Annotated in this window: 18 protein-coding genes and 1 tRNA gene; 10 read left to right on the plus strand and 9 right to left on the minus strand. The window is 72.6% G+C overall.

Going from position 1 to position 26,230, the window contains the following annotated elements:
* Window positions 1-74 precede the first annotated feature (74 nt).
* Together HWY08_RS12310 and HWY08_RS12315 are read left to right on the plus strand one after the other, a co-directional pair.
* Window positions 75-467 carry a hypothetical protein gene (locus tag HWY08_RS12310; RefSeq protein ID WP_176065537.1) on the plus strand — a complete coding sequence of 131 codons (393 nt, stop codon included), beginning with the start codon at window positions 75-77 and terminating at the stop codon, window positions 465-467.
* Between the two features lie 86 nt (window positions 468-553).
* Window positions 554-629, plus strand: a tRNA-Phe gene (locus HWY08_RS12315).
* Window positions 630-794: 165 nt separating this feature from the next.
* Here HWY08_RS12315 and HWY08_RS12320 read toward each other — a convergent pair.
* Window positions 795-1,148, minus strand: a complete 354-nt coding sequence (locus HWY08_RS12320; protein ID WP_209005148.1) for a ferritin-like domain-containing protein — start codon at window positions 1,146-1,148, stop codon at window positions 795-797.
* A 359-nt stretch (window positions 1,149-1,507) separates the two neighbouring features.
* On the opposite strand from HWY08_RS12320, the gene HWY08_RS12325 reads away from it, so the two are divergent.
* From HWY08_RS12325 to HWY08_RS12340, 4 genes are all read left to right on the plus strand, one after another.
* Complete coding sequence (locus tag HWY08_RS12325; RefSeq protein ID WP_176065539.1) at window positions 1,508-3,076, plus strand: pyrroloquinoline quinone-dependent dehydrogenase; 1,569 nt, start codon at window positions 1,508-1,510, stop codon at window positions 3,074-3,076.
* A gap of 126 nt (window positions 3,077-3,202) precedes the next feature.
* Window positions 3,203-5,296, plus strand: coding sequence for a TonB-dependent receptor (locus HWY08_RS12330; RefSeq protein ID WP_235969599.1), 2,094 nt, complete (start codon window positions 3,203-3,205; stop codon window positions 5,294-5,296).
* 46 nt (window positions 5,297-5,342) lie between these two features.
* Window positions 5,343-7,031, plus strand: coding sequence for an outer membrane protein assembly factor BamB family protein (locus HWY08_RS12335; protein ID WP_176065541.1), 1,689 nt, complete (start codon window positions 5,343-5,345; stop codon window positions 7,029-7,031).
* Window positions 7,032-7,035: 4 nt separating this feature from the next.
* Window positions 7,036-9,252, plus strand: coding sequence for a TonB-dependent receptor (locus tag HWY08_RS12340; protein ID WP_176065543.1), 2,217 nt, complete (start codon window positions 7,036-7,038; stop codon window positions 9,250-9,252).
* Between the two features lie 105 nt (window positions 9,253-9,357).
* Here HWY08_RS12340 and HWY08_RS12345 read toward each other — a convergent pair whose 3' ends face one another.
* The gene (locus tag HWY08_RS12345) at window positions 9,358-11,007 is read right to left on the minus strand and encodes a glycosyl hydrolase family 79 N-terminal domain-containing protein (RefSeq protein ID WP_209005149.1); all 1,650 of its coding nucleotides are present in this window, start codon (window positions 11,005-11,007) and stop codon (window positions 9,358-9,360) included.
* A gap of 392 nt (window positions 11,008-11,399) precedes the next feature.
* Between HWY08_RS12345 and HWY08_RS12350 the strand changes: the two genes are divergently transcribed.
* Window positions 11,400-12,377 carry a hypothetical protein gene (locus HWY08_RS12350; RefSeq protein ID WP_176065546.1) on the plus strand — a complete coding sequence of 326 codons (978 nt, stop codon included), beginning with the start codon at window positions 11,400-11,402 and terminating at the stop codon, window positions 12,375-12,377.
* Window positions 12,378-12,534: 157 nt separating this feature from the next.
* Here HWY08_RS12350 and HWY08_RS12355 read toward each other — a convergent pair whose 3' ends face one another.
* The 4 genes from HWY08_RS12355 to HWY08_RS12370 are packed head-to-tail and all read right to left on the minus strand — an operon-like array spanning window position 12,535 to window position 20,090.
* On the minus strand, window positions 12,535-13,386 hold the full coding sequence (locus HWY08_RS12355) for a glycoside hydrolase family protein (RefSeq protein WP_176065548.1): 852 nt from the start codon (window positions 13,384-13,386) through the stop codon (window positions 12,535-12,537).
* A gap of 5 nt (window positions 13,387-13,391) precedes the next feature.
* Window positions 13,392-14,441 carry a beta-1,3-glucanase family protein gene (locus HWY08_RS12360; RefSeq protein WP_176065550.1) on the minus strand — a complete coding sequence of 350 codons (1,050 nt, stop codon included), beginning with the start codon at window positions 14,439-14,441 and terminating at the stop codon, window positions 13,392-13,394.
* 32 nt (window positions 14,442-14,473) lie between these two features.
* Window positions 14,474-15,733: a DUF2403 domain-containing lipoprotein gene (locus HWY08_RS12365; RefSeq protein ID WP_371869336.1), complete on the minus strand. Its 1,260-nt coding sequence runs from the start codon at window positions 15,731-15,733 to the stop codon at window positions 14,474-14,476.
* A 34-nt stretch (window positions 15,734-15,767) separates the two neighbouring features.
* Window positions 15,768-20,090: a discoidin domain-containing protein gene (locus tag HWY08_RS12370; protein WP_176065814.1), complete on the minus strand. Its 4,323-nt coding sequence runs from the start codon at window positions 20,088-20,090 to the stop codon at window positions 15,768-15,770.
* Window positions 20,091-20,768: 678 nt separating this feature from the next.
* On the opposite strand from HWY08_RS12370, the gene fusA reads away from it, so the two are divergent.
* The 3 genes from fusA to HWY08_RS12385 are packed head-to-tail and all read left to right on the plus strand — an operon-like array spanning window position 20,769 to window position 24,341.
* On the plus strand, window positions 20,769-22,859 hold the full coding sequence (gene fusA / locus HWY08_RS12375; RefSeq protein WP_176065554.1) for an elongation factor G: 2,091 nt from the start codon (window positions 20,769-20,771) through the stop codon (window positions 22,857-22,859).
* 13 nt (window positions 22,860-22,872) lie between these two features.
* Window positions 22,873-24,147, plus strand: a complete 1,275-nt coding sequence (locus HWY08_RS12380; RefSeq protein WP_176065556.1) for an AAA family ATPase — start codon at window positions 22,873-22,875, stop codon at window positions 24,145-24,147.
* 47 nt (window positions 24,148-24,194) lie between these two features.
* On the plus strand, window positions 24,195-24,341 hold the full coding sequence (locus HWY08_RS12385) for a HAMP domain-containing protein (protein ID WP_176065558.1): 147 nt from the start codon (window positions 24,195-24,197) through the stop codon (window positions 24,339-24,341).
* A gap of 51 nt (window positions 24,342-24,392) precedes the next feature.
* On the opposite strand, the gene HWY08_RS12390 is transcribed toward HWY08_RS12385, so the two are convergent.
* The 3 genes from HWY08_RS12390 to HWY08_RS12400 all read right to left on the minus strand — a co-directional run bounded on the left by HWY08_RS12390 (window position 24,393) and on the right by HWY08_RS12400 (window position 26,202).
* On the minus strand, window positions 24,393-24,872 hold the full coding sequence (locus tag HWY08_RS12390; protein ID WP_176065560.1) for a VOC family protein: 480 nt from the start codon (window positions 24,870-24,872) through the stop codon (window positions 24,393-24,395).
* A gap of 115 nt (window positions 24,873-24,987) precedes the next feature.
* Window positions 24,988-25,485, minus strand: a complete 498-nt coding sequence (locus HWY08_RS12395) for a Fur family transcriptional regulator (protein WP_255499658.1) — start codon at window positions 25,483-25,485, stop codon at window positions 24,988-24,990.
* Between the two features lie 72 nt (window positions 25,486-25,557).
* Window positions 25,558-26,202 carry a TetR/AcrR family transcriptional regulator gene (locus HWY08_RS12400; protein WP_176065564.1) on the minus strand — a complete coding sequence of 215 codons (645 nt, stop codon included), beginning with the start codon at window positions 26,200-26,202 and terminating at the stop codon, window positions 25,558-25,560.
* Window positions 26,203-26,230 lie beyond the last annotated feature (28 nt).

The following is a 26,230-nucleotide window of genomic DNA, read 5'->3' on the forward strand; positions in this document are numbered from 1 at the left end:
GCTGACCCCTGCCAGGCCGCGTTGCTCTCCGCGGGGCGGTGACGGTGGGTAGGGGTGTGGCTACCGTTCCGGTCGTGACCCTGGTCGGCCTGCGGAAGGGGGCGCGCGTGAGCCACACCGGAGTCGTCGTCGCCGCCGTCATGCTCCTCGCGGGGTGCCGCGCCGCCTGCGGCGAGCCGCGCGCCCTGGTGGAGGCGCGGGCCCGCTGGAACGCCGAGCGCCGCGCCCTGGACGAGCGGCTCGACGCGCTCGAGGAGCGGCTGCTCGCGGATCAGGCGCGGGTGCGCTTCTGGGGCGAGATGCGGGAGCGGCACGGGAACGTGGCGGCGGTCGCCTGCAGCAGCCTGGCCCACCACGCCGAGAGCGTCGCCGCCTACGAGGAGCAGCAGCGGGCCAAGATGAGCGAGCTCACCCGCCGCAGCCGCGTGGCCGCCCGCTTCGTCCCCGCCGCCGACGCGATCCGCTAGCGCCCACCTTTTCGATTTGCCTTCTCCCGCCGCCGATCGTAAAAAAGGCGCCCCGCGCGGCCGCCTCGGCGATCGCGCGACAGGACGCCTGGGTAGCTCAGTCGGTAGAGCAGGGGACTGAAAATCCCCGTGTCGCTGGTTCGATTCCGGCCCCAGGCACCACACCTTCCGAGCACGAACATCTTGGTCCGGCAAGCGCGAACCGCTTGCTGGACCTTCTGCTTTTGCCGCGTGCCGCATCAGCGGGATCGCCAGCCCGATGCCCAGGTGCGGGGTTGCGCCAGGACGCCGTTACCCCGCCACCACCCCAGGCATCGTCGAAGTACGTCATATCCAGATCAGGAGGCGACGATGCCGTGGGCTGAAGAACGCTGGCCGGGAGACCTCGGTGAAGATGTCGGCGCTGTCCTGATCCTCCGCGCCGGAGGCGGCGGCGATCGCCTGGCGGACCATCTTGCCGAAGGCGGCGAGGGCGTCCGCGACCGCGGGGACGTGCTGCGCGGCGTTGCCGGACCCGGAGTACTCGTCGAGCTCGCTCCGCTCGGCGACCTGGCGCGCCGTCCCGTCGGCGGTCCCGCCGAGCTGGACGGCGCGCTCGGCGATGAGGTCCACGTATTCGTCCACGCTGGCCGCCACGTCGTCGAAGAGCTTGTGCAGCGCGATGAACTCGGGGCCCTTCACGTTCCAGTGGGCACCTTCACCTGGGTCCTGAGGTCGATGGCATCCGCCAACCGGGCGTTGAGGAGCTTCACCATCTTCATCCGTACGTCCTGTGGCAGGTCGTTGCGGGTCTGCGCCCGAGGTCACCCCAGATCCTCGACGTGGGATCCCGCGTGATCGCGCGCGAGAGCACCTGAGGGCACGACGCGACTCCGGGCGATCGCACAGGTACCCGCGCCTGAGGGGCCCCATGTGTCCACCTCGACACCTGAGTCGTAGAACGCCGCGCTCGGTAGCCTCTGCGGGCCTGACACTGTGGCCAGGTCGAAGGGGGAGCCATGACGAGGTCATCGCAACGAGCCACCGCTACCGCCTGGTGGGTGGCCCTCGCGCTCGCAGCCGTGGTCTGGGGACCCGCCGCCGCGGAGGCGCAGACGCAGCAGGAGCTGGACGCTGCGGCCTCGTCCGACGACGACTGGTTGCTCACGAACAAGGACTACGCCGGCCGACGCTTCACCAATCTCCGCCAGATCGACAGGCGCAACGTGGCCAAGTTGAAGCCCGTCTGCACCTGGCAATCGAACGTCGAGGCGCCCTCGCAGACGAGCCCGATCGTCTACAAGGGGATCATGTACGTGACGGTTGGCTACCTGACGGCCGCCGTCGACGGCGCGAGCTGCAAGGAGCTCTGGCGGCATGTCTGGACGCCCACGGCCAAGGAGCTCTCCAACCCGAACCGCGGTGCGGCCCTGAAGGACGGCAAGCTGCTCCGCGGGACTCCGGACGGCAACCTCATCGCCCTCGACACCGCGACCGGCAAGGTCCTCTGGAGCAAGCAGATCGCCAGCCCCAAGGACAACCACTACCTGAGCCAGCAGCCGGTCGTCGTGGACGACCTCGTGATCATCGGCACCGCCGGCGCCGACTTCGGCTCGAGGGGGTGGCTGGGCGCGTTCAAGCTCGAGAACGGCGACGAGGTCTGGAAGTTCTACGTGGTCCCGCAGGCCGGCGAGCCCGGCGCCGAGACCTGGTCGGATCCGAAGGTCCTGCCGCACGGGGGCGGGAGCTTCTGGACCCCGCTGTCGCTGGACCGGGAGAAGGGAGTCCTGTACGCGCCGGCCGGCAACCCGGCGCCCGACTTCTACGGCGAGGTTCGCGAGGGTCCCAACCTCTACACGAACGCGGCCGTGGCGCTCGACGTCAAGACCGGAAAGGTGCTCTGGCGGCAGCAGTTCGTGCCGCACGACGTGCACGACTGGGACCTCACGCAGGTCAGCCCCCTCCTGACCGTCGAGGCGAAGGGCAAGAAGCGGGACATCGTGATCGTCAGCGGCAAGGACGCCCTGCTGCGCGGCGTCGACCGCGACACGCACGAGCAGCTGTACGAGGTGGCGATCTCCACCCGGAAGAACACGGCGACGCCGCTCACGGTGAAGGGCGTCCACGTCTGCCCGGGGCTGCTCGGGGGCCAGGAGTGGAGCACCGCCGGCTACAGCCCGGCACTCGGCCTGATCTTCACGCCCTCGGTCGAGTGGTGCGGCAGGGCCGCGAAGCTGGAGAAGCCGCCGGCGTACCAGGTGGGAGAGCACTACCGCGGCGGCTCGTTCACCCAGGATCCTCCCGCGAAGGCCAAGGGCTGGTTGACGGCCATCGATCCTGCCAGCGGCAAGGTCCGCTGGAAGTACAACTCCAAGTCGCCGATGCTCGCCAACGTCACCGCCACCGCAGGCGACCTCGTGCTCACCGGGACGATGCGCGGGGAGTTCGTGGCGCTCGACGCCAGGTCTGGGAAGCTGCTCTACCGCCACCCGGTGGGCGGCGCCGCCACCGGCGGTGTCGTGACCTATGCCGTCAAGGGGAAGCAATACGTCGCGGTGGAGGCTGGCAGGGTCTCCGTCTTCTTCGGCGGAGCCGGCCCGGCCACCTTCACCGTGTTCGCGTTGCCCTAGCCGGGACGCGGTGGAGTGTCCTCGGGCAGGCTCGACGATCGCCCCGCGCCCGCCTGCCAGGCGGTGAGCGCGCGGTCGCGACGTGGCTGGGGATCGCGGCCGAGCGCCGCGGGCTGGGCGCTGCGCGTGGCCTTGTCCCTGCTCGCCCAGGCCGCCGTGCCGCGGATGGCGCTGGCCGACACCGCGCCGCCTCCCGCCGATCGGGCGGAGCGCGGCGCCGCGCCGCCGGAACGTCCCCCGGAGCCCATCTACGAGACCGTGGTGTCCGGACTGCGCCTCCCGCGGCCGCAGCCCGACACGCCGCCCGTCACCACGGTCATCGCGAGAGAGGAGATCGCGCAGAGCCCGGCCACCACCGCCGACGAGCTGGTCCGCGCCGTCCCGTCGGTCGCGGTGTTCCGGAGGAGCGCGAGCCTCGTCGCCGACCCCAGCTCGCAGACCCTCAACCTGCGCGGCGTCGCCCCGACCGGCGTCTCGCGCGCGCTGGTGCTGCAGGACGGGGTGCCGCTCAACGATCCTTTCGGCGGGTGGATCTCCTGGCGCGCCCTGCCGCTGCTCGGGATCGGGCGCGTCGAGATCGTGCCGAGCGGAGCCTCGGCGCTCTACGGCAATTTGGCGCTGGGAGGTGTGGCGCAGGTCTTTTCGCGCCCCATCGGGGGCACCGGGGTGGAGACCCAGCTCGCGGGGGGCTCCTTCCGCACGGGCGAGGCCTCGCTCCGCCTGACCGGCGCCTCCAGCGCCGCCGGCGGAGAGCTGCTCGCCGACGTCCTCACGAGCGACGGCTACTCGCCCATCGCCCCGGCCCAGCGCGGACCGATCGACGGTCCTGCGCCGAGCACCGACTACAACGTGAGCGCTCGGGTCGAGGCGCGGGCCGGCCCTTCGCTCAGCTTGCGGGGGTTCGGCCGCTTCTTCCACGAGACGCTCGAGGCCGGCACGCTCTTCACCTCGGCTGCGGCCCGGGCCGCGACCTACGGAGTCGGGGCGAGGCTGGAGCTGGGCGGCAGCGGCACCCTCGATGCGGTCATCTTCGCGGGCAACCGACGCTTCGAGCAGCAGCGGGCCCGCGTCTCGCCGGACCGCAGCTCGGCCAGCCCCGCCTTCACCCAGCACGTCCCGTCCGACAACCAGGGCGCCTCGGTCACCTGGACGCTCCCGCGCCACCAGCTCGGCGTCGAGCACGTCCTCCTTTTCGGGATCGACGCGCAGCGCGTCGCCGGGACGTCGACCGAGGACCAGGCCAGCTCGAACCCAACCGCGGCGTCGATCGCCAGCCGGTCCGCGGGCGGCGAGCAGCAGTTCGCCGGCGTCTTCGCGCAGGACGCCGTGCGCGTCGGGCGGGTCGAGGCGAGCGCGGCCGTCCGCCTCGACGGTTACCGCGATCTGTCCGGCGCGACGACGACCCGCCACGTGGGAGGGGCGGTCGAGCGCGTCCCGCACCCCGACCGGTCGAACTTGCAGGTCAGCCCGCGCCTGGGCGTGCTCGTCCACGTCACCGACGTCCTGGCGCTGCGGGGCTCGGTGTACCGGGCCTTCCGGGCCCCCACGCTCGACGAGCTCTACCGTCCGTTCCAGGTCGGGACCATCCTCACCGACGGCAACGCGGCGCTCGAGCCCGAGACGCTGTGGGGCGGAGAGGCCGGCGCGGAAGCGATCGCGGGTGGACTGACGGCGCGCGCCACCGGATTCTGGAACCAGCTCCAGCACCCGATCAACAACGTGACCCTCGCCACGCCGGCGCCGGACGGCGCGACCCGGCAGCGGCAGAACCTGGGCGAGGCGCGCATCCGGGGCGTGGAGCTCGAGGTGGGCTGGCGCCCGACCCGGCGCTGGAAGGCCCTCGCCGCATATACGTTCGTCGACCCCGTCACCACCTCGGCGCCCGGCCACCCGGAGCTCGTGGGCAAGCAGTTCCCGCAGGACCCGCGGCACCGCGCGTCCTTCGCCCTGACCTTCGACGCGCGGGAGCTCGCCACGCTCACCGGGGAGGTGCGCGCGGTGGCCGCGCAGTACGAGGACGACCGGAACACCCTGCCCATGGGCGCGTACGCCGTGGTGAACCTCGCGGCGGCCCGCGAGCTCGCGCGCGGCGTGGCGCTCTTCGCCACGGCGGCCAACGTCTTCGACGCGAGCTACCTGGTCGGGCGCGCCGGGGTGGACACCGTCGGCCAGCCGCGGACGCTCCTGGTCGGGATGCGCTTCGCCTCGGGGGGCGAGTGAGCTTCTTCACGGGATGCCCGCAATCTCGCGGGATGGGAGGTGGCACATGAAGCGTGAACCACGGCGCTGGCGAACTGGCAGGCACTCCGTCGAGCTTCTCGGCCTCGCGCTCCTGCTCCTGAGCGCCTGCGCGACCACCTCCGGCCGGGGACCTGCACCGGCCGGGGCGAAGGCCGTGGCCGCCGGGGGTGACTGGCCGACCTACAACGGCTCGTACGCCGGCGATCGGTTCTCTCCGCTCGCCGAGATCACTTCCGCGAACGTCTCCGGCCTGAAGCCGATCTGCACCTTCGACACCGGGGACAAGGGAGCCTTCCAGGTCGGCCCGGTCGTCGTCGGCGGCGTGATGTACCTGACCACCGACACGGAGACCTTCGCGATCGACGCGGCGACCTGCGCGCAGCGCTGGAAGCACGTGCACGAGTATCAGCCGCGCTCCTGGCTCGGCAACAACCACGGCGTCGCGTACCTCGACGGCCGCCTGTTCCGTGGCTCGGGCGACGGCCACTTCTACGCCCTCGACGCGGCGACGGGCCGTGCGCTGTGGGAGGTGGTCGTCGCCGACACGAAGGCCGGCGAGTCCCTCCCCATGGCGCCCATCGCGTGGAACGGGATGGTCTTCGTCGGAAACGCCGGCGGAGACAACTTCGGGGTGACCGGGCACGTGAACGCGCTCAGCGTGGAGGACGGCCACACCCTGTGGCGGATGAACGTCGTCCCCGAGGCGGGGCCGGTGCGCGCCACCTGGACCAAGGAGTCGCCCACCAACCCGCCCACGGGCGGTGGGACCTGGACGTCCTACTCGCTCGACACCGCGGCCGGGCTCCTCTACGTCCCCACCGGCAACGTGGCGCCCGATTTCGTCGGCGCGCTGCACCCCGGTCCGAGCCTCTACGCGACCTCGGTCCTCGCCGTCGACGCGCGCACGGGGTTCGTCGCCGGGTACGTCCAGCCGGTCAAGAGCGACTCGCACGACCACGACGTCGCCTCGCCTCCGGCCCTGGTGACCACCCGGGGCGGCAAGCAGATGGCGCTGACCGCCGCCAAGGACGGCCTCCTCTACGGCATCGAGCGCAGCGGGGTCCGGCGCGAGGACGCAGTGGCCACCGACGCCGCCATCGCCCCCGAGACCCTGGTCGTGCGCTACCGCTCGCCGACCACCACCCGTGACAACCTGGACGAGCCGCTCACGACCGACCGCTACGTGCGCTTCTGCCCGGGGTCGCAGGGGGGGACCGAGTGGAACGGGCCGGCGTTCGACCCCGGGAGCAACACCGTCCTCGTGGCCGCGACCGACTGGTGCACGAGCGTGAAGCTGTCCGATCCGGCGACCTTGGTGGGGAAGACCGGGGGGGCTTGGACCGGCGTGACCGACCAGAAGGAGGCGTTCGGCAAGCAGGATGCGCAGTGGGGGGGCGGGTGGCTCAGCGCCTTCGACGCCGACACCGGCGAGCTGCGCTGGAAGTACCACGCCTCCGCCCCGATCCTGGCCGCGGTGACCGTGACGGCCGGCGGGCTCGTCTTGACGGGCGACCTCGACGGCAACTCCATCGCCTTCGAGGCTGCCACCGGGAAGGAGCTGTGGAAGGGAACGGTCGGCCAGCCCGCCGCGGCCGGCGTCGTGTCCTACTCGGCGGGCGGGCGCCAGCTCATCGCTGTGGGCGGCGGGGCCGCCTCTCCGCTCTGGCCCCTGAAGAGCGACACCTCGCGGATCGTCGTCTTCGGCCTGCGCTAGCGCGATGACCTGGGGGCCGGGGGCGGTGGTGGCGCTCGTGCTGGCCGGGGGCGCCGCCCCGGAGCTCGCCACCCGAGCGGACGAGGGCGCTCCCCAGCCCGTCGCTCCGGCCCCCGAGGATGGCGGCGCGACGCCCGCACCGAACCCGGCCTACGAGGCGGTGGTGCGGGCCCCCGACCGGCTCCTCGACCCGTGGTCCGTGCCCGCCGACGCGACCGTGGTCGTGCTCGACGCCCCCGCGCTGGCCGCCTCGGGCGCCCGCACGCTGCAGGACGCGCTCGCGCGCCTACCGGGGGCGGGGCTCTCGGACGAGCAGGGCAACGCCCTCCAGCAGAGCCTCTCGCTGCGGGGGTTCAGCGCGGGGCCCGTGACCGGCTCGACCCAAGGGCTGAGCGTCTTCCTGGACGGGGTCCGGATCAACGAGCCAGCCGTGGAGGAGGTCAACTTCGAGCTCATCCCGCTGGAGGACGTGGAGCGGGTGGAGGTCGTGCACGGGCCGACCGCGGTCTTCGGGCGCAACACGCTCGGGGGGGCGATCCACGTCGTCACGCGACGCGGCGGGCCGGGCGCCGCGGGCGGCGCCTCGGCGGAGGCTGGGTCGTTCGAGTACCAGCGCCTCCGCGCCTGGGTGCAGGGCGGCGCGGGCGCGCTCGACGGGTACCTCTCGGCCCAGGAGACGACGGAGCGCGGCTGGCGCGCCGGCGGCGCCACCCGCAGCGCCCGCCTGTTCGGGAAGCTGGGGCTGCGCGCGCGCGGCACCGATCTCAGCCTCTCCTATCAGCTCCAGGGCGATCGCGCGCAGGAGCCCGGCTCGCTGCCGCCGGCGATGCTCGCGGCCGACCCGCGCCAGAACTACACCCGGGGCGACTTCTTCCAGCCCACCCTCCACCTCGTCACCTTCAACGGTCGGCAGGAGCTGACCCCGGGCCTGGCGCTGGCCGTGAACGGGTTCCTCCGGCTCCTGCACGCCGGGCAGTTCAACGCGAACTGGCTCGGGCCGGACACCCGGCTCCTCGACGAGACGACCAGCGTCGGCGGGGCGGTGCAGCTGACCCACGCGCTGCGGGCCGGCGTCCTCCGGGGCCACGGCTCGCTGGGCTTGGAGGTCACCCGCAGCGCGGTGCACGTCCCCGTCCACCGGGAGCCGAACGCGCGCTTCCTGGTAGACGAGGGCGGCGCGGCCCTCCCGCGGCTCGCCTCGGACGTCTCCGACGCGCAGCTCGCCGCCGGCGCGTTCGGCCAGGCGCAGGTCGCCATCGCGAGCGGACCGCTGCGCGGGCTCGGCGCGACGGCGGCGCTCCGAGCGGACACCCTGTCGCACGACATCGTCGATCGCTCTCCGGATGATCCCGGGAAGGCCTCGGGGCGGGCCACCTACACCCGACTGGTGCCCTCCGTCGGGTTGCACTGGGTCTTCGGACCGGCGCTCACGGCCTGGGCCTCTTACAGCGAGGGCTTTCGCGCACCGGCCTTCCTGGAGCTGACCTGCGCGGACCCCGCTGCACCCTGCGTTGGCCTCCAGTCCGGCGTCGCCCCCGACACCAGCTTCCGGCGGCTCGCGCCGGTCCGAGCGCGCACGCTCGAGGTCACGGCGCGGGTCGCGCCCGCCCCCTGGTGCAGCGCGACGGTGGGCGCCTACCGCACCGACCTCCGCGACGACATCTACTCGGTGACGGCGCCCGGGGCGACCAGCGTCTTCTTCCAGAACGTGGGCGACACGCGCCGGCAGGGCGTGGAGCTCGGGGCGCACGCCGAGCGGGGCGCCGTGGAGGTCGACCTCACCTATGGTTACCAGCGCGCCACCTTCGAGGACGAGCTCGCGCTCGCGTCGCCGCGCACGCCGGGGGGGACCGAGCAGGTGCGGCGCGGAGCTCGCATCCCGCTCGTCCCTGACCACCGGCTCAGCCTGGACGTCCGCGTCCGCCCGGCGGAGTGGCTGGTGCTGGCGGCCGGCTCGAGCTGGACAAGCACGCAGTACCTCCGCGGCGACGAGGCCAACGCGGAGCGGCCGCTCCCGTCCTACGTGCTCGTCCACGCCGGCGCGGAGCTCCGCCTCGGCCGGTGGACGGCGACGCTCAGGGGCACGAACCTCCTCGACGCGCGCCACGAGACGTCCGGGAGCTTCGCGCCCGACGGCAGAGCGCCGGGCCAGCCGGTCGTGCGGTTCCTGACGCCGGGCCCTCCCCTGCGGCTCGTGGCCGGGCTGGGATTGGAACTCTGAGCGCCGCGCGACGGTGGCAGGTTTCGGGAGTCCACGCGTAAGCGAGGAAATCAGAGGACCTCCCCATCTGATCTCTGCTCCAGCGCTCGCCAAACCGCGATACGGTCACCGGCAGGCGTCGTTGCCAGCATCTGGAACGGCCAGGAAGGTGATGCTCGCTGCCGGCAGCGTGAGGAGCCCGGCGGGTGTCGCGATGCCGTCCAGGTGCGGAACGTCGCCTGCGGCGCTCACCCTCAGCTCTTCGCCATCGAGTCGCACCGCTGCGTCGAGGAGGTCGGTGGCCGTGAGCGCCCAACGGCTGGACGGCACCGAGACAGCGACATCGTGCGCCGCGCCGCGATCGAGGTTGATCGCGAGGATCGCCACGCCGCCGCGATGACCTCGCAGGCAGTGCGAATAGAGGTGGACGCTCGCGTGTGGCGACGGGCCGGGGGCCAGGACCGTCGAGCCCATGAGCTTCGCCCACAGGAGGGCCGCCCAGAAGTTGGGACGCGGCGCCAGCGTCCCGGGATCGAGCAGGCCGTAGTCGCTCGAGGCGAGCGTGTTGTGGGTGATGACCTGGACGCCCCGCTGCGCGAGCCGCCCGTGCGAGTCGAGGTAACGGAACGTGTCGAGGAAGGTCGACGCCCATGGATTCCCGCCGCACGCCGAATCGGCCGTCTCGGTGATCCAGAGCGGCTTCCCGGGCTCGAAGCGATCCCGCAGCGCCGCGTAGAAGGAGGTGATCGCGTCAGCGCGGGAGAGCCAATCCTCGGACAGCGCGGCGTCGGCGGTCGTCTGCATCGCCGGCCCCGTGCTGGCGCAGCGCTTCGAGACCGCGCCGTAGAGGTGATAGGAGAAGGCGTCGAAGGCGGGCCCGGTGGCCGCGAGCAGGTCCGGCGTCTTCAGCACGCCCGGGCCCATCGCCATGGACGACGGCCCGCCCTCGCCCACCGAGCCGGGGCCGAGAAACACCAGGTCCGGCAGCGCTTCCTTGATGAACCGGCGGAACCGGCCGATGTCGCGCCCGAACATCGCCGCGTCGTAGCCCTTGGGCGCGCCTCCCATCGCCGCGTAGGTCGGCTCATTCATGAGTTCGGCAGCCGCGATCGCGCCGCCGATCGACTTCGTGTACCCGACCAACCGCTTCGCCTGCCCGGGCGTCCAGACGCCGGCGGCATCACGGGTTCCGGGGCTCGTCGCGAACGACGTGACGATCTTCGCTTCGACCGCGCGGGAGAAATCCACGACGCCCCTCCACTGCTGCCGCGTCAGCACGCCACCGAAGCCCGCGGGCGGCTCGGGCGGCGCGGGCTCGTCGCTGTCGTGGAAGAAGACGGAGTTCGCCCAGGTGCCGCTGACGCGCACGTAGGCTGGGCCCAGGGCCGCGGCCAGCTTCCGCAGGCGAGGGTTTGCGAGGTCGATGGGCGGGCGCCACTCGTAGAGCCTCGGGTCCATTCCGGCGGGGATCGCGCCGCCCCCCGCCGGTCCGGTGTGCCTTGCGTCCGAGGCGCTCTGACCGTACGGCTTCCAGAACCAGCCGCCGATCACCTCGACCATCTCGACGTTGTATGACTGGAAACGCTCGTCGACGGCGCCGACGCGACGCAAGCTCGACGGAGCGATGGCCGACGGCGTGTGCTGGGTCGGAGCGGGTGCCGCTCCGGCGCACGCGAGCATCGTCACCCACGCCAGCCGCGCCGGCGCCGGCGCGAGCTTGGCGAGGCTACCGGCGAGCGCCAGCAGCGCGGCTTTCTTCGTCGTCCCATGTGCCATTCGCGAGCTTCTCGTCGGTGGGAAGGTCCGCTCGGCTACTCTTGATGGACGGGCGGCTACTGCAGGTTATCGAGCGGGCCGTGGCGATAGACCCGGCCGGCCTTCATGACGAAGTCCACTGTTCCGGTCACGGCGATATCCTTGAAAGGGTCCCCTTTCATGGCCACCACGTCGGCCTGCTTGCCTGGCCGTTGGCCGGCTTTCAGGAGCGCCTAGTCCTCTCGCTCGCCGCCTCAATCGGAATCGCACTCGGACGCGGGTTCGAGTCCGCAGGTCCGCTCATTCTCGTCGGCGGTCCGAATCGGCTTATCCGCAGAACCTAGCCGTTCCGCGCGGGATCACTTACTGCGCGCCTGATAGGCTGTCGCGATGTACGGCTTCACCGCGGCCGCGTGGCGGCTGTCACGGCGCATCGTCCTGGTGATCGTCTCCGCGTCCACGGTGCTGGTGGCGTGCGCGTCCATCAGGCGCCTGCCGATCGACGACCAGCGCGACTACGCGCGCAGCTCGGGGCCCGCATCGAGGTGGAGTTAGTCCGGAGCTGGGAACACTCGGACGGGTCGAGCGGCCTCGCCGGCGCGCTCGCGGCGCTGGTCGCGCTCGACGACGCGGCCGACGTCGACCGTGTCGTCGGGTTCGTCTCGTCCATGCCGACCCTGCCGGCGGTCCTGGAGCAGCTCGGGATCGCGCTCGCACCGGGCCGGCACCTCATCGTGAGAGGCTCTGAATCCGCGGAAGAGGCGGTGCAGCTCCGGCGGGTGCTGCACCTCCTCCCGGACGACGAGATCGAAGCACTCCTGCGCGAACGCCGGGTTCACCGCGAGACCCTGCTGCTCTTGCACGAATGGGCGCACACGATGGGGGCTTCGCACGATCCGGCTGAAGGCTTCATCCTCTCGCCGCGGTACGACCTGGGCTGCGCCGGCTTCTCGGACGCATCGCGGGCCTTGCTGCGCGCGGCGCTCGCGGCGGGGGATCCCGGCGCCGCGCCTCGCGTGGTGCCCGCTTCCACGCCGGCCCGCGAGCCCCCCGCTCGCCCGGTCGAGCCGGTGACGCCCGCGAAGCCGCCCTCGCGCGAGAGGACGGTCGCGGCGAACCTGAACGACGTCGTGCGGCTCTTCGAGCGGACCGGTGACGCCGAGCGCGCGTGGGCGCTGCTCGCGCCGCTCGCCGCGCGCGAGCCCACCGATGCGCGGGTCCAGCACTGGTCGTGCTATCTCGCGTTCGTGAGGGCGCAGAGCGCGACGGCGACGCAGACCGCGTGCGAGGCGGCCGCGCATCTGCCGGGCGCCTTGCCCGAGGTCCACCTCATGCTCGGAGACCTGGCTGCAGCACCGGCAGCCCCGCCGCGCCCTGGAGGCGCTCCGTGAAGGCGAGGCGTTGCTGGTCCGGATGCCCGACGAGGCGTCATGGGCCTACCTGGCGCGTCTCGCGGCGGACCGGTGCGCGGGCGGGAGGTGATCGGGGCTAGCGAGCGCGTCAAGCTCGAGGGGAACGCAGGCAAGGCGAGCACCGCATGGACCGTCCTCACCGTGCCGCGCCGGCCGCGGCGTACGTCCTGCCGAGGGCAGTCAAGGCTCCGTCCGCGGTGAGGGCCACGTTCGGCACGGCGCGCCCGTCGGCGAACCAGGCGTACCGGAAGACGCGGGGGTCCGCCTCGAGCGCGGCGACCGCGGCGGTCATGTACGCCTCCTGGCCGGCGAGCGACGTCTGCTGGGCGTCCCCGTCCCCGCAGGCGAACTCGGTGAGCCAGATCGGCTTCCCGAACGCCGCCGCCTGGTCGAGGTACCAGGCGAGCGCGCTGGAGTCGCAGGCGTACCAGTGAACCGCGACGTGATCCACGCGGCAGCCCGGGCAGGCGGCGAAGAAGTCCCGCAGGTACTGGAAGGGGTCGGTCCCGTTGCAGGCGCTGCTCGGCCCGCAGTAGTTGACGGCGGGTGACACGATCGCGAGGCCGCGGGCGTCCGCGATCTGCTCGATCGCGGGCCACAGCGCGGCCGCCTGCGCGGCGGTGAGGTTCGCCTGCGACTTGAAGTTCGGCTCGTTGAAGGCGAGGAGGTACTTCGCGCCCTGCGGGATGTCCCGGATGACCTGGTCGACGTCGAACTGCCCGCCCCACACCATCGGGACGAACTCGGCGTCGGCGTCGCCCGCCATGGGCGCGTCGGGGTGGGTGGACCAGTCGTACCACCAGGTCACCTGCGGGGTGAGCGCGCGGAGCTCGGCGGGCGACTGGAAGCCGTACGCGACGCCGCGCTTCGTGCCCGGCGCCGGGCGCGGGAGCTGGGCGCCGTCGCCCGCGCCGCCGCAGGCCAGGGACGCGGCGGCGGCCAGCAGGGCGACGGCGCGTAGGGCGGGGTGCGCGATGCGATGGGCCATGGCGCTCACCAGCCGATCGCGACGAGCAGGTACTGCGGATGGTCGCACGACAGGTACGTCGAGTAGCCCCCGACGTCGTCGTACGGGAAGCCGTACGCCCTCCCCCCCAGCGCGTTGTCGTGCCAGAACCTGGCGTAGTAGTCCGCCGGCGCTTGCGCGTAGAAGGTCGTCGGGTCGCTCCACAGCTTCGCGTCGAGCAGCTTGCCGCTCGCGTCGAACGTGCCCGGGGCGGCGCCCACGTGGCGGTAGATCGCCGCCGACAGGTCGGGGTAGCTGCCCAGCCCGTCGCCGTTCGGGCCGGGTCGCGGGACCGTGAGGCCGTTCGCGGTCCACAGCGCGTCGACGAACGCGTCGTAGTAGTGCTGGTAGGGCCCGCCAGCGTTGAACCCGCCGGCACCGGGCTCCACGATCCGGTAGGGCGCGCCGGCGGGGTTGGCGCGCACGAGGCCCTGGAACTCGACCGGGACCGCGCCCAGGTATCGCTGGAAGGTCGCGGAGCGATCCTCCTGGAACATGGCGTAGCTCTCGCCCACCGCCTGGTCGAGCCCGGGGCACACGAGCCGCATCGCGATCTTGAGCCCGAACGCGTCCACCCGCGTCGTGTTGCCGTGGAAGGCGTACGGGTTCGACCCGATGGTGAACTCGATGAAGTCGAAGTAGCCGCTCTTCTCCGGGGCGCTGGCGCAGCCGCCGTCGTAGCCGTTCTCCTTCCCGCACAGGAAGAAGTACATGCGCTCGGAGGGATACGCGGGCATGTCGAACGTCGGGCGCTCGGCGATCGCGTGGAGCACCTTCTGGCCCTCGTGCTCGAACCGCCAGTAGATCTCGCGATCCTCGAACTTCCCCTGGGTGCGGTTCAGGAACACGAAGGTCAGCGCGTTCGCAGCCTGCGGGATGCTCGCCGCGTCCCAGAAGCCCGCCGGCGCGCTCGGATCGGACACCGGCGGCGGCGCGGGCCAGCTGGCGGTCGGCGCCGACGACGACGAGCAGCCTGCGGCGCACAGCACCGCGGTGGGAAGGAGGGCCAGGAGGCGGCCGCGAGAAGGCAGGGGCATGGGGGATCCTCGACGAGGGCTGGGCCGTGGACTCACTGCGGCAAGCGGAGGTTCAGGAGATCCTGCAGGGCGGCGTGCGGGACCGTGGCCGGCAGGGCCGGAAGGATCCCTGCAGCGGCGGCCGGGACGGCGTTCGGGTGAACCACCCCGAGCTGGACCGTCCGCGAGTCGACGTCCAGCAGGATGAGGAAGTAGCGGTAGCCGCGGTCCGGCCGGCGGAACGCCGCGCCCGGGCCCTGCGTCGGGCTGGCGAGGGCGCCGTGCGCTGCGCCGGTGTCGGTGGCCTTGGCGATCAGGTCGACGTCGGGCGGGAGCTTGGACACGTCGCACTGCGGCCCGCACGGCCCTTCCCCGACGTAGCCCGCGTAGTCGACGAGGTCGGTGCTGAGGACGCCCAGGTTCCGGTACGCGTTGTTGTCGTTCACCACCTCGAACGCGTTGAACTGGCCGCAGCCGTCCGCCTTGGCGCCGTAGTTGCTCGTGTCCTTCGCGTAGCACTGGCAGGGGGAGAACGATCCCGCGCGCACGAGCTCCGCGGCGCTGAGCCCGATCCACGGAGCGTCGTACCAGCCGCCGGCCGTCCCCGTGGAGCAAGCCTGCCCGGGCCCCGCCGCGCCGGCGTGCGGCATCTCGGCGAGGAGCACGAACAGCTTCGAGCCGCTCCAGCCCCGGCGCTGCGAGCCGGAGGAGGCGGGGCAGTACGGCGCGCTGCCCGCGCCGCACGCGAACGCGAGGTCGGTCGCGACGTTCACCAGGCACTCGGTGCCGATGGCGCCGGTGAAGCCGGCGGTCTCCGTGCCGTTCCCCGCGAACGCGAGCCCCTGCGGGCCGGCCGGGGCGCGGCTGTCCCACGCCGACACGAGCCGCCACCCGACCACGCCGGCCGGGTCCGGCTGGTAGACGGCGAGCTGCTTCACGAGCATCGGCCCGCGCAGCGTCAGGATGAGCTCCTCGTCCCAGGGCGTGAGCCGGTCGCCGGGCACGGTGTGCGTGTTCCGGCAGCACGCGCTCGTGCTCGTGACGTCGCAGGGGCCGACGGCGGGGTCGGCCACCCTCGGATACCAGCCGGCGGCGCCGATCTGCTGGAAGGTGATGGTGCCGCCGAGCGACGCCGCGTCGAGCTCGCCACCGGCGAAGCGCGCCGGGCCGATACCCTCTGCCAGCCCACCGGGCGGCAGCCCGGGGTCGGTCGGCTCGCTCGGCGCGTGCGGCGCGCGGCGGCTGCAGCCCGCGCCGGCGGCGAGGACCGCGAGCGCGACGAGCGAGGCGCGGCGGGCCGAGTCGGTGAACATCCGGAGGACTCCCCTCATGACATCGGCGGCCGCCCTACGGGCCGCTGACGCACAGCGCCCAGCCCGGGGCGTTCACGGCGATCTGCGACGAGGACACGCCGGCGGACGACACGAAGTAGGCGCGCCCGTCCTCGCCCGGGACGGGCGTCGTGGTCCAGGTGGTCCACGGGAATGGGAAGGCGCAGGACGCGTAGTTGCTTCCCGCGATCGCGAGGGCCTCCGCCTGCGACGGCAGCCGCATCCCGAGCGAAGCGCAGTACTGCTCGGCGATGGGCTGCGTGAACTGCGCGCCCTGCTGCGGGAAGGTGGTGACGTACTGCTGCCAGGTGAGCCGGGTGACGTTGTCCACGACGGTCGGGACGAACGGGCCCGAGGGCAGCCCGGGGATGGTCGACGGGTACGTGCCTGGCGCCGCGGCCCGGGTGGTGTACCGCTCGGTCGCGCCACCGCAGCGCGGCACGGCGTAGACCTCGAGATCGTAGAGGGAGTAGCCGTAGGCGGTGGCGCGCTGGGTGCCGACCAGGCGCAAGTAGCGCGCGGTGGCGCTGGCGAAGTCCAGCGTCTCCGCGCCGCCGTGGCCGGCGGCCTGCGTGAACACCGGCGCCCAGCCCGCGCCGTCGCTCGAGATCTGGAGCTGGTACGCCGAGCCGTAGGCGTTCTCCCACCGCAGCACGACGCGGTCGAACGTCTGCGGCGAGCCCAGGTCGACCGTGAGCCAGGACGGGTCCACGCCCGCCTTCGAGGACCAGCGGGTCGTCCGGTCGCCGTCGCACGCGAAGCGCGCCGCGAGCCCGGCGTCCTGCTCGGTGCTCGCGGAGCAGGCCTTGCCGAGGGCCAGGTTCGGGCCGTTGCTGCCGCTCACCGTGAGCACGGCCGGGCCGCTCGTCACGCTCCCGGCGGCGTTCGAGACCGTCACCGTGTACGTCCCCGCGTCGCCGTCCTGGGCGGAGCCGATCAGGTAGCTGTCGGTGTCACCGCCGATCGGCGTTCCGTCCAGGGCCCACTGGTAGTGCATGGGCGCGGACCCGGTGGCGACCACCGTGAGCGCCACGGTCTGGCCGGCCGCGACCGAGAGGCTCCTCGGCGGCGCGACGATGCTCGGCACGGTCGCCGCCGCGACCGTCAGCCGCACGTCCACCGAGGTGGCCCGACCGGCGCTGTTGGCGACGATGACCCGGAACGTGCTGCCGTCGTCGCCGTTCGCGAGGGCCGGCGTGTTGTAGACGGGCGCGGTGGCGCCCGCGATGTCCCGGCCGTTTCTCTGCCACTGGTAGCTGAGGAGGGGCGAGCCCGAGGCGACCACGCGGAAGCGCGCCTGCTGCCCTGCGACCGCGGTCTGGGCGAGCGGCGGGTTCACGATGGCCGGGGCGGACGCCGCGACCACCGTGAGCGTGGCCGCCTTCGAGGTCACGCTGGCGGCGCCGTTCGAGACGGTCACGCCGTAGGTGGAGCCGTCGTCGGCCGGGGTGGTCGGGCCAGTCGTATAGCTGCTCCCGGTCGCGCCGGGGATGGCCACGCCGTTCCTCGTCCACTGGAACGAGAGCGGGCCCGCGCCGGCGGTGAGGACGCTGAAGGTGGCGCCGTAGCCGGCCGTCGCCGTCTGGCTCACGGGCGACGCGACGATGGCGAGCGCGTCGGCGGCTCGTGCCGGGATGGCGAGCGACGCGCCCTGCATGCCGGGCCCGCTCGTCGGCCGGACCTCGAACGTGGCGCTCCCGGCGCGCAGCCCCGGAGCCGTGGCCGTGACGGTGACCGTGCCGGGCGTGAACTGGGTGCGCACCGCGATCTTGGCGAGGCCGCCCTCGGCCGAGAGGCTGGGGTCGCGCGGCGCGTGGTAGCCCTGCGGCTGCCCGGGCGTGACGCCGTGGTCCGCGCCGCCGCGGTAGGTGCCGGGACCGCTCACCGCGAAGGTGATGACGGGGGCGGCGTCGGGCACGAGGTGGCCGTCGGCGTCGACCACGGCGGCCTGGACGAACGCGGCGTCGGTGCCGTTGGCGGTGATCTGGAACGACGTGCCGTCCGGGCGCGCCAGGGGCGGCTCGACGGTGAGCTGGAGGTGGTCGGCCGCGCCGGCCGTCACGAGCTGATCGGCGACGGCGTGGCCCTGCCCGTCCACCACCGCCTGGCCGCTCCCGTCCAGGCAGAGCGCGGTCAAGGTGCCGGCGGCCCAGGCGACCTTCCAGTGTGCCTGGCCCGGCAGGAGCGTCGTGGTCTGGTTCAGGTCGGCGCTGGGATCGCTGGTCGGCGGGTTCGGGATCTGATCGGCCCCCTGCGGCTGGCCGTCGAGGAGCAGCCGCACCGCGGGGCAATTGCTGAAGGCGTTGACGGTGACGTCGCCGGCGCGGTTCCAGTGATGGGCCAGCTTCACGACCGGCCGGATCGCGTACGGCGTCCAGACGGACTGGTAGGCGTAGTACAGCAGCCGCGGGATGCGATTGGCGTCCATCATCGAGGCGCCGTTGCCGCGGACGAGCTCGGGCGCAGTCCCGTCCGTCTGCGTGTTGATCTCCCCCGGCGTGTCCGCCAGGTACCAGTGCGCGATCCCGAACGACTTCCCGCGCACGCTGGCCGACCAGTTCTTCAGGTACGGCGCGGCGAAGGCGAGCTCGTGGTCGTAGAGCGCGCGGCCGACGCCGTCGCCCCAGTACTCGGAGCCCCAGGCGGGCGAGTTCGGGTAGGTGCGCTTCACCCCGATGTCGCAGCCGTCGCCGCTGCAGCCGAGGAGGTCGCCGTTGGCCGGGTCGGGTGTGCGGTCGGCCTGCGCGCGCGTGAGCACCGGGTCCCAGATCCGGGACAGCGCCTGGAGGCTCCGCGCGAACGCCGTGTCGGTGCTGCCGTTGTCGGCTTCCCACGCCAGGACCGAGGGGTGGTTCCGGTCGTGGACGATCATGTCCCGGTGGGTCTCCTTCTTCAGCTCCACGTCGTTGGTGGACGCGTTGCAGCCGTTGCGGTCGGTGCCCGGGCAGAGGGTCGCGAACCCGTTCTCCCCGTCGCCGCTGGGCTGCACCACCATGACGCCGTAGGCGTCGGCCGCCGCGAGGAACTCGGGGCCCTGGCTCGAGTGGCCGGGTCGGTAGAGGCTGCCGCCGGCGGCCGCGAGGAGGCCGAGGTCGCGCCACTGCTGCTCCTCCGGCACCGCCGAGCCGAGGGCGGGGTAGTCGTAGCGGCCGGAGGCGCCCCAGAGGTAGTGCGGGTGGCCGTTGATGATCGGGAAGTTCTGGTCCCAGGCGATGGTCCGGACGCCGAGCGGCGTCTGGGTCGCGTCCACCACCGCGCCGTCGACGCTCACCGTGTGGATCACCGTGTACAGGTACGGGCGACCGTGAACGCTGTCGTTCGGATACCAGAGCGTCGGCTTGTCCACCGTGAGCGTCTGGTCGAAGGTGGCCGGCGGCGGCGCGGCGTCGGCGGCGAGCTTGGCCGGCGTCCTCGGCAGGGGCTGCGGCGCCAGGCTCTTCGTCTCCTGCGCTACGGCCACGACGTTCCCGCTCGCGTCGACGATCTGGGTCGACAGCGTGACGGAGCGATCTCCGGCGTACTCGTTTCGGACGTTCGTCTGCACCCGCACCACGGCGGCGTCGTCGCTCGCGCTGAGCGTCGAGACGTAGGTCCCCCACGTGTTCAGCACGGCCCAGGTGTTCTGCGGGATGTAGACGCGGTCCTTCACGTACATCCACACCGGCCGGAACAGCCCGCTCCCGGCCTGGCCGAAGCGGAACGCGCCGGAGAAGTTGGGCGAGTCGAAGAACTTGTCGCCGCGGGCGACCTTGACGGCGAGGACGTTGTCCGAGCCGTCGCACTTCACGTAGGGCGTGAGGTCCACGATGAACGGGACGAACCCGACCACGTGGGTCGCCTGCGGGTTGATGAGGCTGTTGCCCGGGAGGAACGTCCCGTTGACGAAGACCTGGGCGCCCATGTGCGCGCCCTCGAACTCCACGAAGATCTTCCGGTCCCGGTACGACGCGTCGAGCGTGAAGTGCTTCCGGTACCACAGGATGTTGCCCGTCAGCTGGCCCTGACCCCCGCCCGACGGGAGGTTCAGGAAGGTGTCGTCGTCGCTCGGGCTCTGCGGGACCCCCACCGACGACCACGCCTCGCGCGTGTTCGCGGCGGTGTCGTCGTAGTCCGGGTTCATGGCGTCGGCCGGGTCGCGGTCCTTGAGGTAACGCCACGGCGTCTCCCCGAGGTTGATGGCGACCCGGTTCGAAGGCGGCACGGTCGCGGTTCCGAGCGCGCCGTCGGTCGGGACGCTGCCGCCTCTGCCGACGATGCTGCTGCTCGACCCCGGCTGGCGGCCGCAGGCGAGCAGGATCCCCAGGCCGGCCAGGACCAAGGACTTGGCGCTGCAGTGCATCCCCGTCACCGTCACCTCCGCGCGGCGAGCCGCTCCTGCCGCGGGGCACCTCTTGTCACCTCGTCGCGCGACGCGTCAACGCGAATGTCGACGGTGGGTGTAACTGCGCCGTGGTGGTCGCGACGGCGCCATGCGCCCGGTCTCCACGCTGGCGCTCCCCTCCATCCGCCCGTGAGCGCCGGGAACTCGGGGAGAAAACGGCGCCGGCCCTCGAGCGCCCGGAGCCTTCGCGCCCGCCGGTGCTCGCGCGCATTCACCGCAGGCCCGCCGCGCGTTCACGCGCCGCGACACCTCGACGCACGCCGCAAACCGACTTGTCGAGTCAGGCGACGGAGCTGGCCGACCTGATCGCTCTGCTCCAGCTCGACTCCGCGACCGCGTCCGTCGGCCGTGGCGCGACCGGGGCCGGGCGACAGGAACCCGGCCGCATCCAGCGCGGCTGGCACGGATCCGTCACCGTCCTGCCGCGTCCCGTGAACTAGCACCGAGCGGCCATGCAGGCGGGCGCTCGGCGGCGGGGACCGCCCGGGTTGCAATGCGACCCTCGATTGTTCTAGGTTGCGCGCGCGCGACGCGGGGACGGCGTGAACGGCGCGTGATCTTCGCACCGATCGTCCCTCCGCGCATCGGTTCACTCGAGCGTCGTCAGCATCCCGCGCTCCGCGGGTGGAGGCAAGCGTGTACACGGATTTCTCGAAGCTCCGGAACATCGGGATCTCGGCCCACATCGACAGCGGGAAGACCACGCTGACCGAGCGCATCCTGTTCTACACGAACCGGATCCACGCCATCCACGAGGTGAAGGGCAAGGACGGCGTCGGCGCCACGATGGACTCGATGGATCTCGAGCGCGAGCGCGGCATCACCATCGCCTCGGCGGCGACCCACTGCGAGTGGAAGGGCCTCCACCTCAACATCATCGACACCCCCGGACACGTCGACTTCACGATCGAGGTCGAGCGGTCGCTGCGCGTGCTCGACGGGGCGATCCTCGTCCTCTGCTCCGTCGCTGGCGTCCAGAGCCAGTCGCTCACCGTCGACCGGCAGATGCGCCGCTACAAGGTCCCGCGCCTCGCCTTCGTGAACAAGTGCGACCGCTCGGGCGCGAACCCGCTCCGGGTGAAGGACCAGCTGCGCGAGAAGCTGCAGCACAACCCGGTCCTCATGCAGCTCCCGATCGGCCTCGAGGACAAGTTCGAGGGCGTGGTCGACCTCGTCACCATGAAGGCGGTGCGCTTCGGCGGGAGCGACGGCGAGGTCATCACCGAGTCCGAGATCCCGGAGTCGATGAAGGCCGAGGCCGCCAAGGCGCGCGAGGAGATGCTCGACGCCGCCTCGATGTTCTCCGACGAGCTCACCGAGGCGATCCTGGAGGACCGCGTCACCGAGGACCTCGTCAAGGCCGCCATCCGCAAGGGCACCATCGAGCTGAAGCTCACCCCGGTGTTCATGGGCTCCGCCTACAAGAACAAGGCGGTCCAGAAGCTCCTCGACGGCGTCGTCGACTACCTCCCGGATCCCACCGAGGTTGTGAACGAGGCGCACGACCTCACGAAGGACGAGGAGAAGGTCGTGCTGTCGATCGACAACGACAAGCCGACCGTCGCGCTCGCGTTCAAGCTCGAGGACGGCCGGTACGGTCAGCTCACGTACCTGCGCATCTACCAGGGCACGCTCTCGCGCGACATGTTCATCACGAACATGCGCACCAAGAAGGACCACCGCATCGGGCGGCTCGTGCGCATGCACGCCGACCAGATGGAGGACATCGACGCCGCCGGGTCGGGCGACATCGTCGCGATGTTCGGGGTCGAGTGCAACACGGGCGACACCTTCACGGACGGCAAGGTCAAGTTCAACATGACCTCGATGCACGTGCCGGAGCCGGTGATCTCCCTCTCCATCAAGCCGGCCGACTCGAAGAGCGAGGCCAACATGGGGAAGGCGCTCCGGCGCTTCACCCGCGAGGACCCGACCTTCCGCGCCGGCGTGGACGAGGAGAGCGCCGAGACCATCATCCGCGGCATGGGCGAGCTGCACCTCGAGGTCTACATCGAGCGCATGAAGCGCGAGTACAACGCGGTGGTGGTGGCCTCGCCGCCGCAGGTCGCGTACCGCGAGACCGTGAGCCAGCGCGCCGACTTCGCCTACACGCACAAGAAGCAGACCGGCGGGTCGGGCCAGTTCGGCCGGGTCTGTGGTTACATCGAGCCGTGCGAGGCGGTGTTCGAGTTCGTCGACGACGTGGTCGGCGGCGCGATCCCCCGCGAGTTCATCTCGTCGGTCGAGAAGGGGTTCCGCTCGATGCTCGGCAAGGGGCGGCTCCTCGGCTTCCCGGTGGTGAACGCCCGCGTCGTCATCAACGACGGCGCGAGCCACGCGGTCGACTCCTCGGACATCGCCTTCCAGGAGGCCGCCCGCGGCGCCTGGCGCGAGGCGTTCGACCGCGCGAAGCCGCGGCTGCTCGAGCCGATCATGAAGGTCGTCGTCGAGACGCCCTCCGAGTTCTCGGGCGGGGTCCTCGGCGGGCTCATGCAGCGCCGCGCGACCATCATCGGCTCGCAGGAGGACGGGCTCCTCTCGCGGATCGAGGCCGAGGTCCCGCTGGCCGAGATGTTCGGCTACTCGACCAACCTCCGCTCCTCCACGCAGGGGAAGGCCGAGTTCACGATGGAGTTCTCGCGCTACCTGCCGGTCCCGACGGCGATGGCCGAGGAGCTCATGGCCAAGGCCGCCGGCAAGAAGGCGGCCGAGGCCGGGAAGAAGTAGAACTGCCGGTGCCATGCACCGGAAGGAAGTGAACCTCCAGAGCCCGCTCCGGATCCTCGATCGGTGGATCCGCGGCGGGCTCGGGAAGGGCCGCCTCGGCGTCATCGCCGCGCCGCCGGGCGTGGGGAAGTCCGCGTGCCTCGCGCAGCTCGGGCTCGACGCCCTGCTGCGCGACCGGGCGGTGCTGCACGTGTCGCTCGGGCAGTCGGTGGAGCACGTCGCGGCGCGGTACGACGCCCTGTTCGACGAGCTCGCCCGGCGCCTGGACCTCGGCGACCGCGGCGGCGTGCAGGAGTCCATGGCGCGCCGCCGGCTGATCTGGGCGGTCGGGGAGGGCGGCTTCGGCGGCCGCGCGCTCGACGAGGCGCTCGCCGCCTTCCGGCGCCTCCTCGGAGCCTCGCCCGCGGACGTCCTCGTGGACGGCTTCGACTGGGAGTCGCCGGCCGCCGCCGCGGCCGTCGCCGAGCTGAAGGCGAGCGCGGCGCGCGCCGGCGCCGAGCTGTGGATGACCGCGCGCGCCCGCGGCGAGCCGGGCGCGCCCGCGGACGCCGGGGCCCTGCCGGGCGGTGCGCTCGTGGACGTGGGGCTCGTCCTCGCGCCTTGCGCGCGGCACGCGCGGCTCACGCTGGTGAAGGACTTCGACCGGACCCCGGCCCCGGACGCCTCGCTGGTGCTCGAGGCGCGCACGCTGCGGCTCCTCTCCCCGGACGAGGCCGCGGGCTCCGCCGAGCTCGACCCCGGCGACTTCACGCTCGTCGCGACCGGCTCCGCCGGCGTCGAGGAGGAGTTCGGCCGCTGCGCCGAGCGCTGGGGCGTCGCCGAGGTCCACTTCACGTTCGCGGGGAGGGGCGAGCTCGCGCGGACGCGCGGGGTCGTGGTGCTCTCCGAGGACGAGCTCCGGCTGGGCGAGGTGAGCGCCGCCTACGTGAAGGCGCACCTCCACCGCACCTTCCACGACCCGGCGGCCCGCGTGCTCCGGGCGATCTGGCACCAGGCGAACACGGCGGACGAGGTGTTCTCCGTCGGGTCGATCCACGCCGACCAGACCGCCCACGGCGGGACGGGGTGGGCGGTCGAGCTCGCCCGCCACTGGGGCAAGCCCGTCCACGTCTTCGACGAGGAGCGGAACGGCTGGTTCCGCTGGCGCGGAGGGGCGTGGATCCCGGAGGAGCCGCCCGCCATCACGCGGCCGCGCTTCGCGGGCGCGGGCACGCGTACCTTGTCGGACGGCGGGCGCGCCGCGATCCGCGCGCTCTTCGAGCGGAGCTTCGGCGCGCCCCCGGCCTGACGGCTTCGCGCGTAGTGACGAGGCCTTGGCCGGCGCCGTTCCGCGGCATGAGGGACCCCGCGCCCGGGGACGGCCTCGGAGAGCTCGACGAGCCCATCGCCTCGTCCCGCAACGACGAGCTCGGGCAGCTCGCGCGATCCCTGGAGCGGCTGCGGAAGAGCATGAAGGCCGCCCTCCGCCGGCTGACCGGGTAGGGGGCCGGACGCGCCTCGCCGCGGAGCGCGACCACGCGGTCGCGGCGGCGCTCAGCGGCCGCCGCGCACCGCCGCCTCGATCGCGGCCACGTCGATCTTCTGCATCCCCATCATCGCCTCGAAGGCGCGCTTGGCCACGGCGCCGCCCCTGGCCATGGCCTCCGTCAGGACGCGCGGCGTGATCTGCCACGACAGGCCCCACCGGTCCTTGCACCAGCCGCAAGCGCTCGCGGCGCCGCCGTGGCCGACGATGGCGTCCCAGTAGCGATCGGTCTCGGCCTGGTCGTCGGTGGCGATCTGGAAGGAGAACGCCTCGCTGGGCTTGAACGCGTCGCCGCCGTTGAGGCCCAGGCACGGTACGCCGCACACCGTGAACTCGACCGTCAGGACGTCGCCCGCCTTGCCGCCAGGAAAGTCGGACGGCGCCCGGTGCACCGCGCCGACGGCGCTGTCGGGGAAGGTCTGGGCGTAGAAGCGCGCGGCCGCTTCTGCGTCGTGGTCGTACCACAGGCAGATGGTGTTCTTCGCCATGTCGAAGCGCTCCTCCCCACCTGGTTACGGGCGGGAGGGGCCTCCGGCTACGGCAAACAGGGTCTCGCGAGCGAGCGCCTCGAGCCAGCCCACAGGACGGTGGAGGACCCGGGGGTCACCGCGCGGCGTGCGCGCGGCAGCTCGGACACCGGCCGTAGAGCTCCAGCCGGTGAGCGGTCACCTCGAACCCGAGGCTCGACGCGACGCGAGCCTGGATGGCCTCCAGCGCGTCGTCCTCGAACTCGATGACGCGGCCGCAGGCGACGCAGACGGCGTGATCGTGGTGGGGCGTGTCCGCCGGCTCGAAGAGCGTGTGCGCGCCGCCGAAGTCGCGCTCGGCGGCGAAGCCGTGCTCGACGAGGACCTTCAGCGTCCGGTACACGGTCGAGAGCCCGGTCTCCGGTGCGCGCTTGCGAACGCGGTCCAGCAGCGCCTCGACCGACATGTGCTGCGCCGCCGCGAAGAACTCCTCGACCACGATGTCCCTCACCCGGGAGCGTCTGAGGCCGGCGTCCCTGAGGCTCGCCGCCACCGTGGCCGCGCGCTGCCCGGCGTGAGCGCGGGGCGCCGGCGGGGGCGCGACTCGGGTCCTGGGGCGAGAGCGGGGCGGCATCGGTCGAGGGCTCCGTCGCCCCGAGTTCTACCACGGCGCGCGGCCGTTCCGGCGCGTCCGCGCCCGCCCGGCTCAGCCCCTCTGACCGGCGGCGGGGCGGCCCACCCAGAAGCCCGCCAGGAGCCGCTCGATCGTCTCGAGCACGCTCCGGCGCGCGGCGGCCTTGTCGGCGGCGTCGGCGACCACGCGGGCGCCGGTGTTGAGCGCGCCGAGCAGCAGCTGCGCCGCCGTCTCGACCGACCTCGTCTCGAGGAGCCCGGCGTCGCGGGCCTTCCCCAGGAGCCCCTCGAACACGCCCAGGCCGTAGCGCTTGTCGATCTCGCACCACCCGCGCCAGGTGAGGAACGGCGGCGCGTCGAGGACGATGATGCGCTGCACCTCGGGTCGCAGGCAGGCGTCGAGGTACGCCTCGCACGCGGCGCGCAGCTGCTCCCACGGCCCCCCCGGCCCCTCTCCCTGGCGACGGACCTCGTCGGTCAGCTCGCGCTCGACCGCCTCGACGACGGCGCGGAAGAGCTCCCGCTTGTCCTCGAAGTGGTGGTAGAGCGCGCCGCGCGTCACCCGGGTCCCCTCGGTGATGTCGTCGATGGACACGTCCGCGTAGCCGCGCGCCGCGAACAGCGATCGCGCCGTGCTGACGAGCGCCGCGCGCGTCTCCTCGGCCCCCTGCTCGCGCCGGCTCCGACGCCCTCGGTGGGGGCTGCCCTTGACGTCCATACTGACGGTATCTTAGATACCTACTGTC

This window comes from Anaeromyxobacter diazotrophicus (assembly GCF_013340205.1).
Lineage (GTDB): Bacteria > Myxococcota > Myxococcia > Myxococcales > Anaeromyxobacteraceae > Anaeromyxobacter_A > Anaeromyxobacter_A diazotrophicus.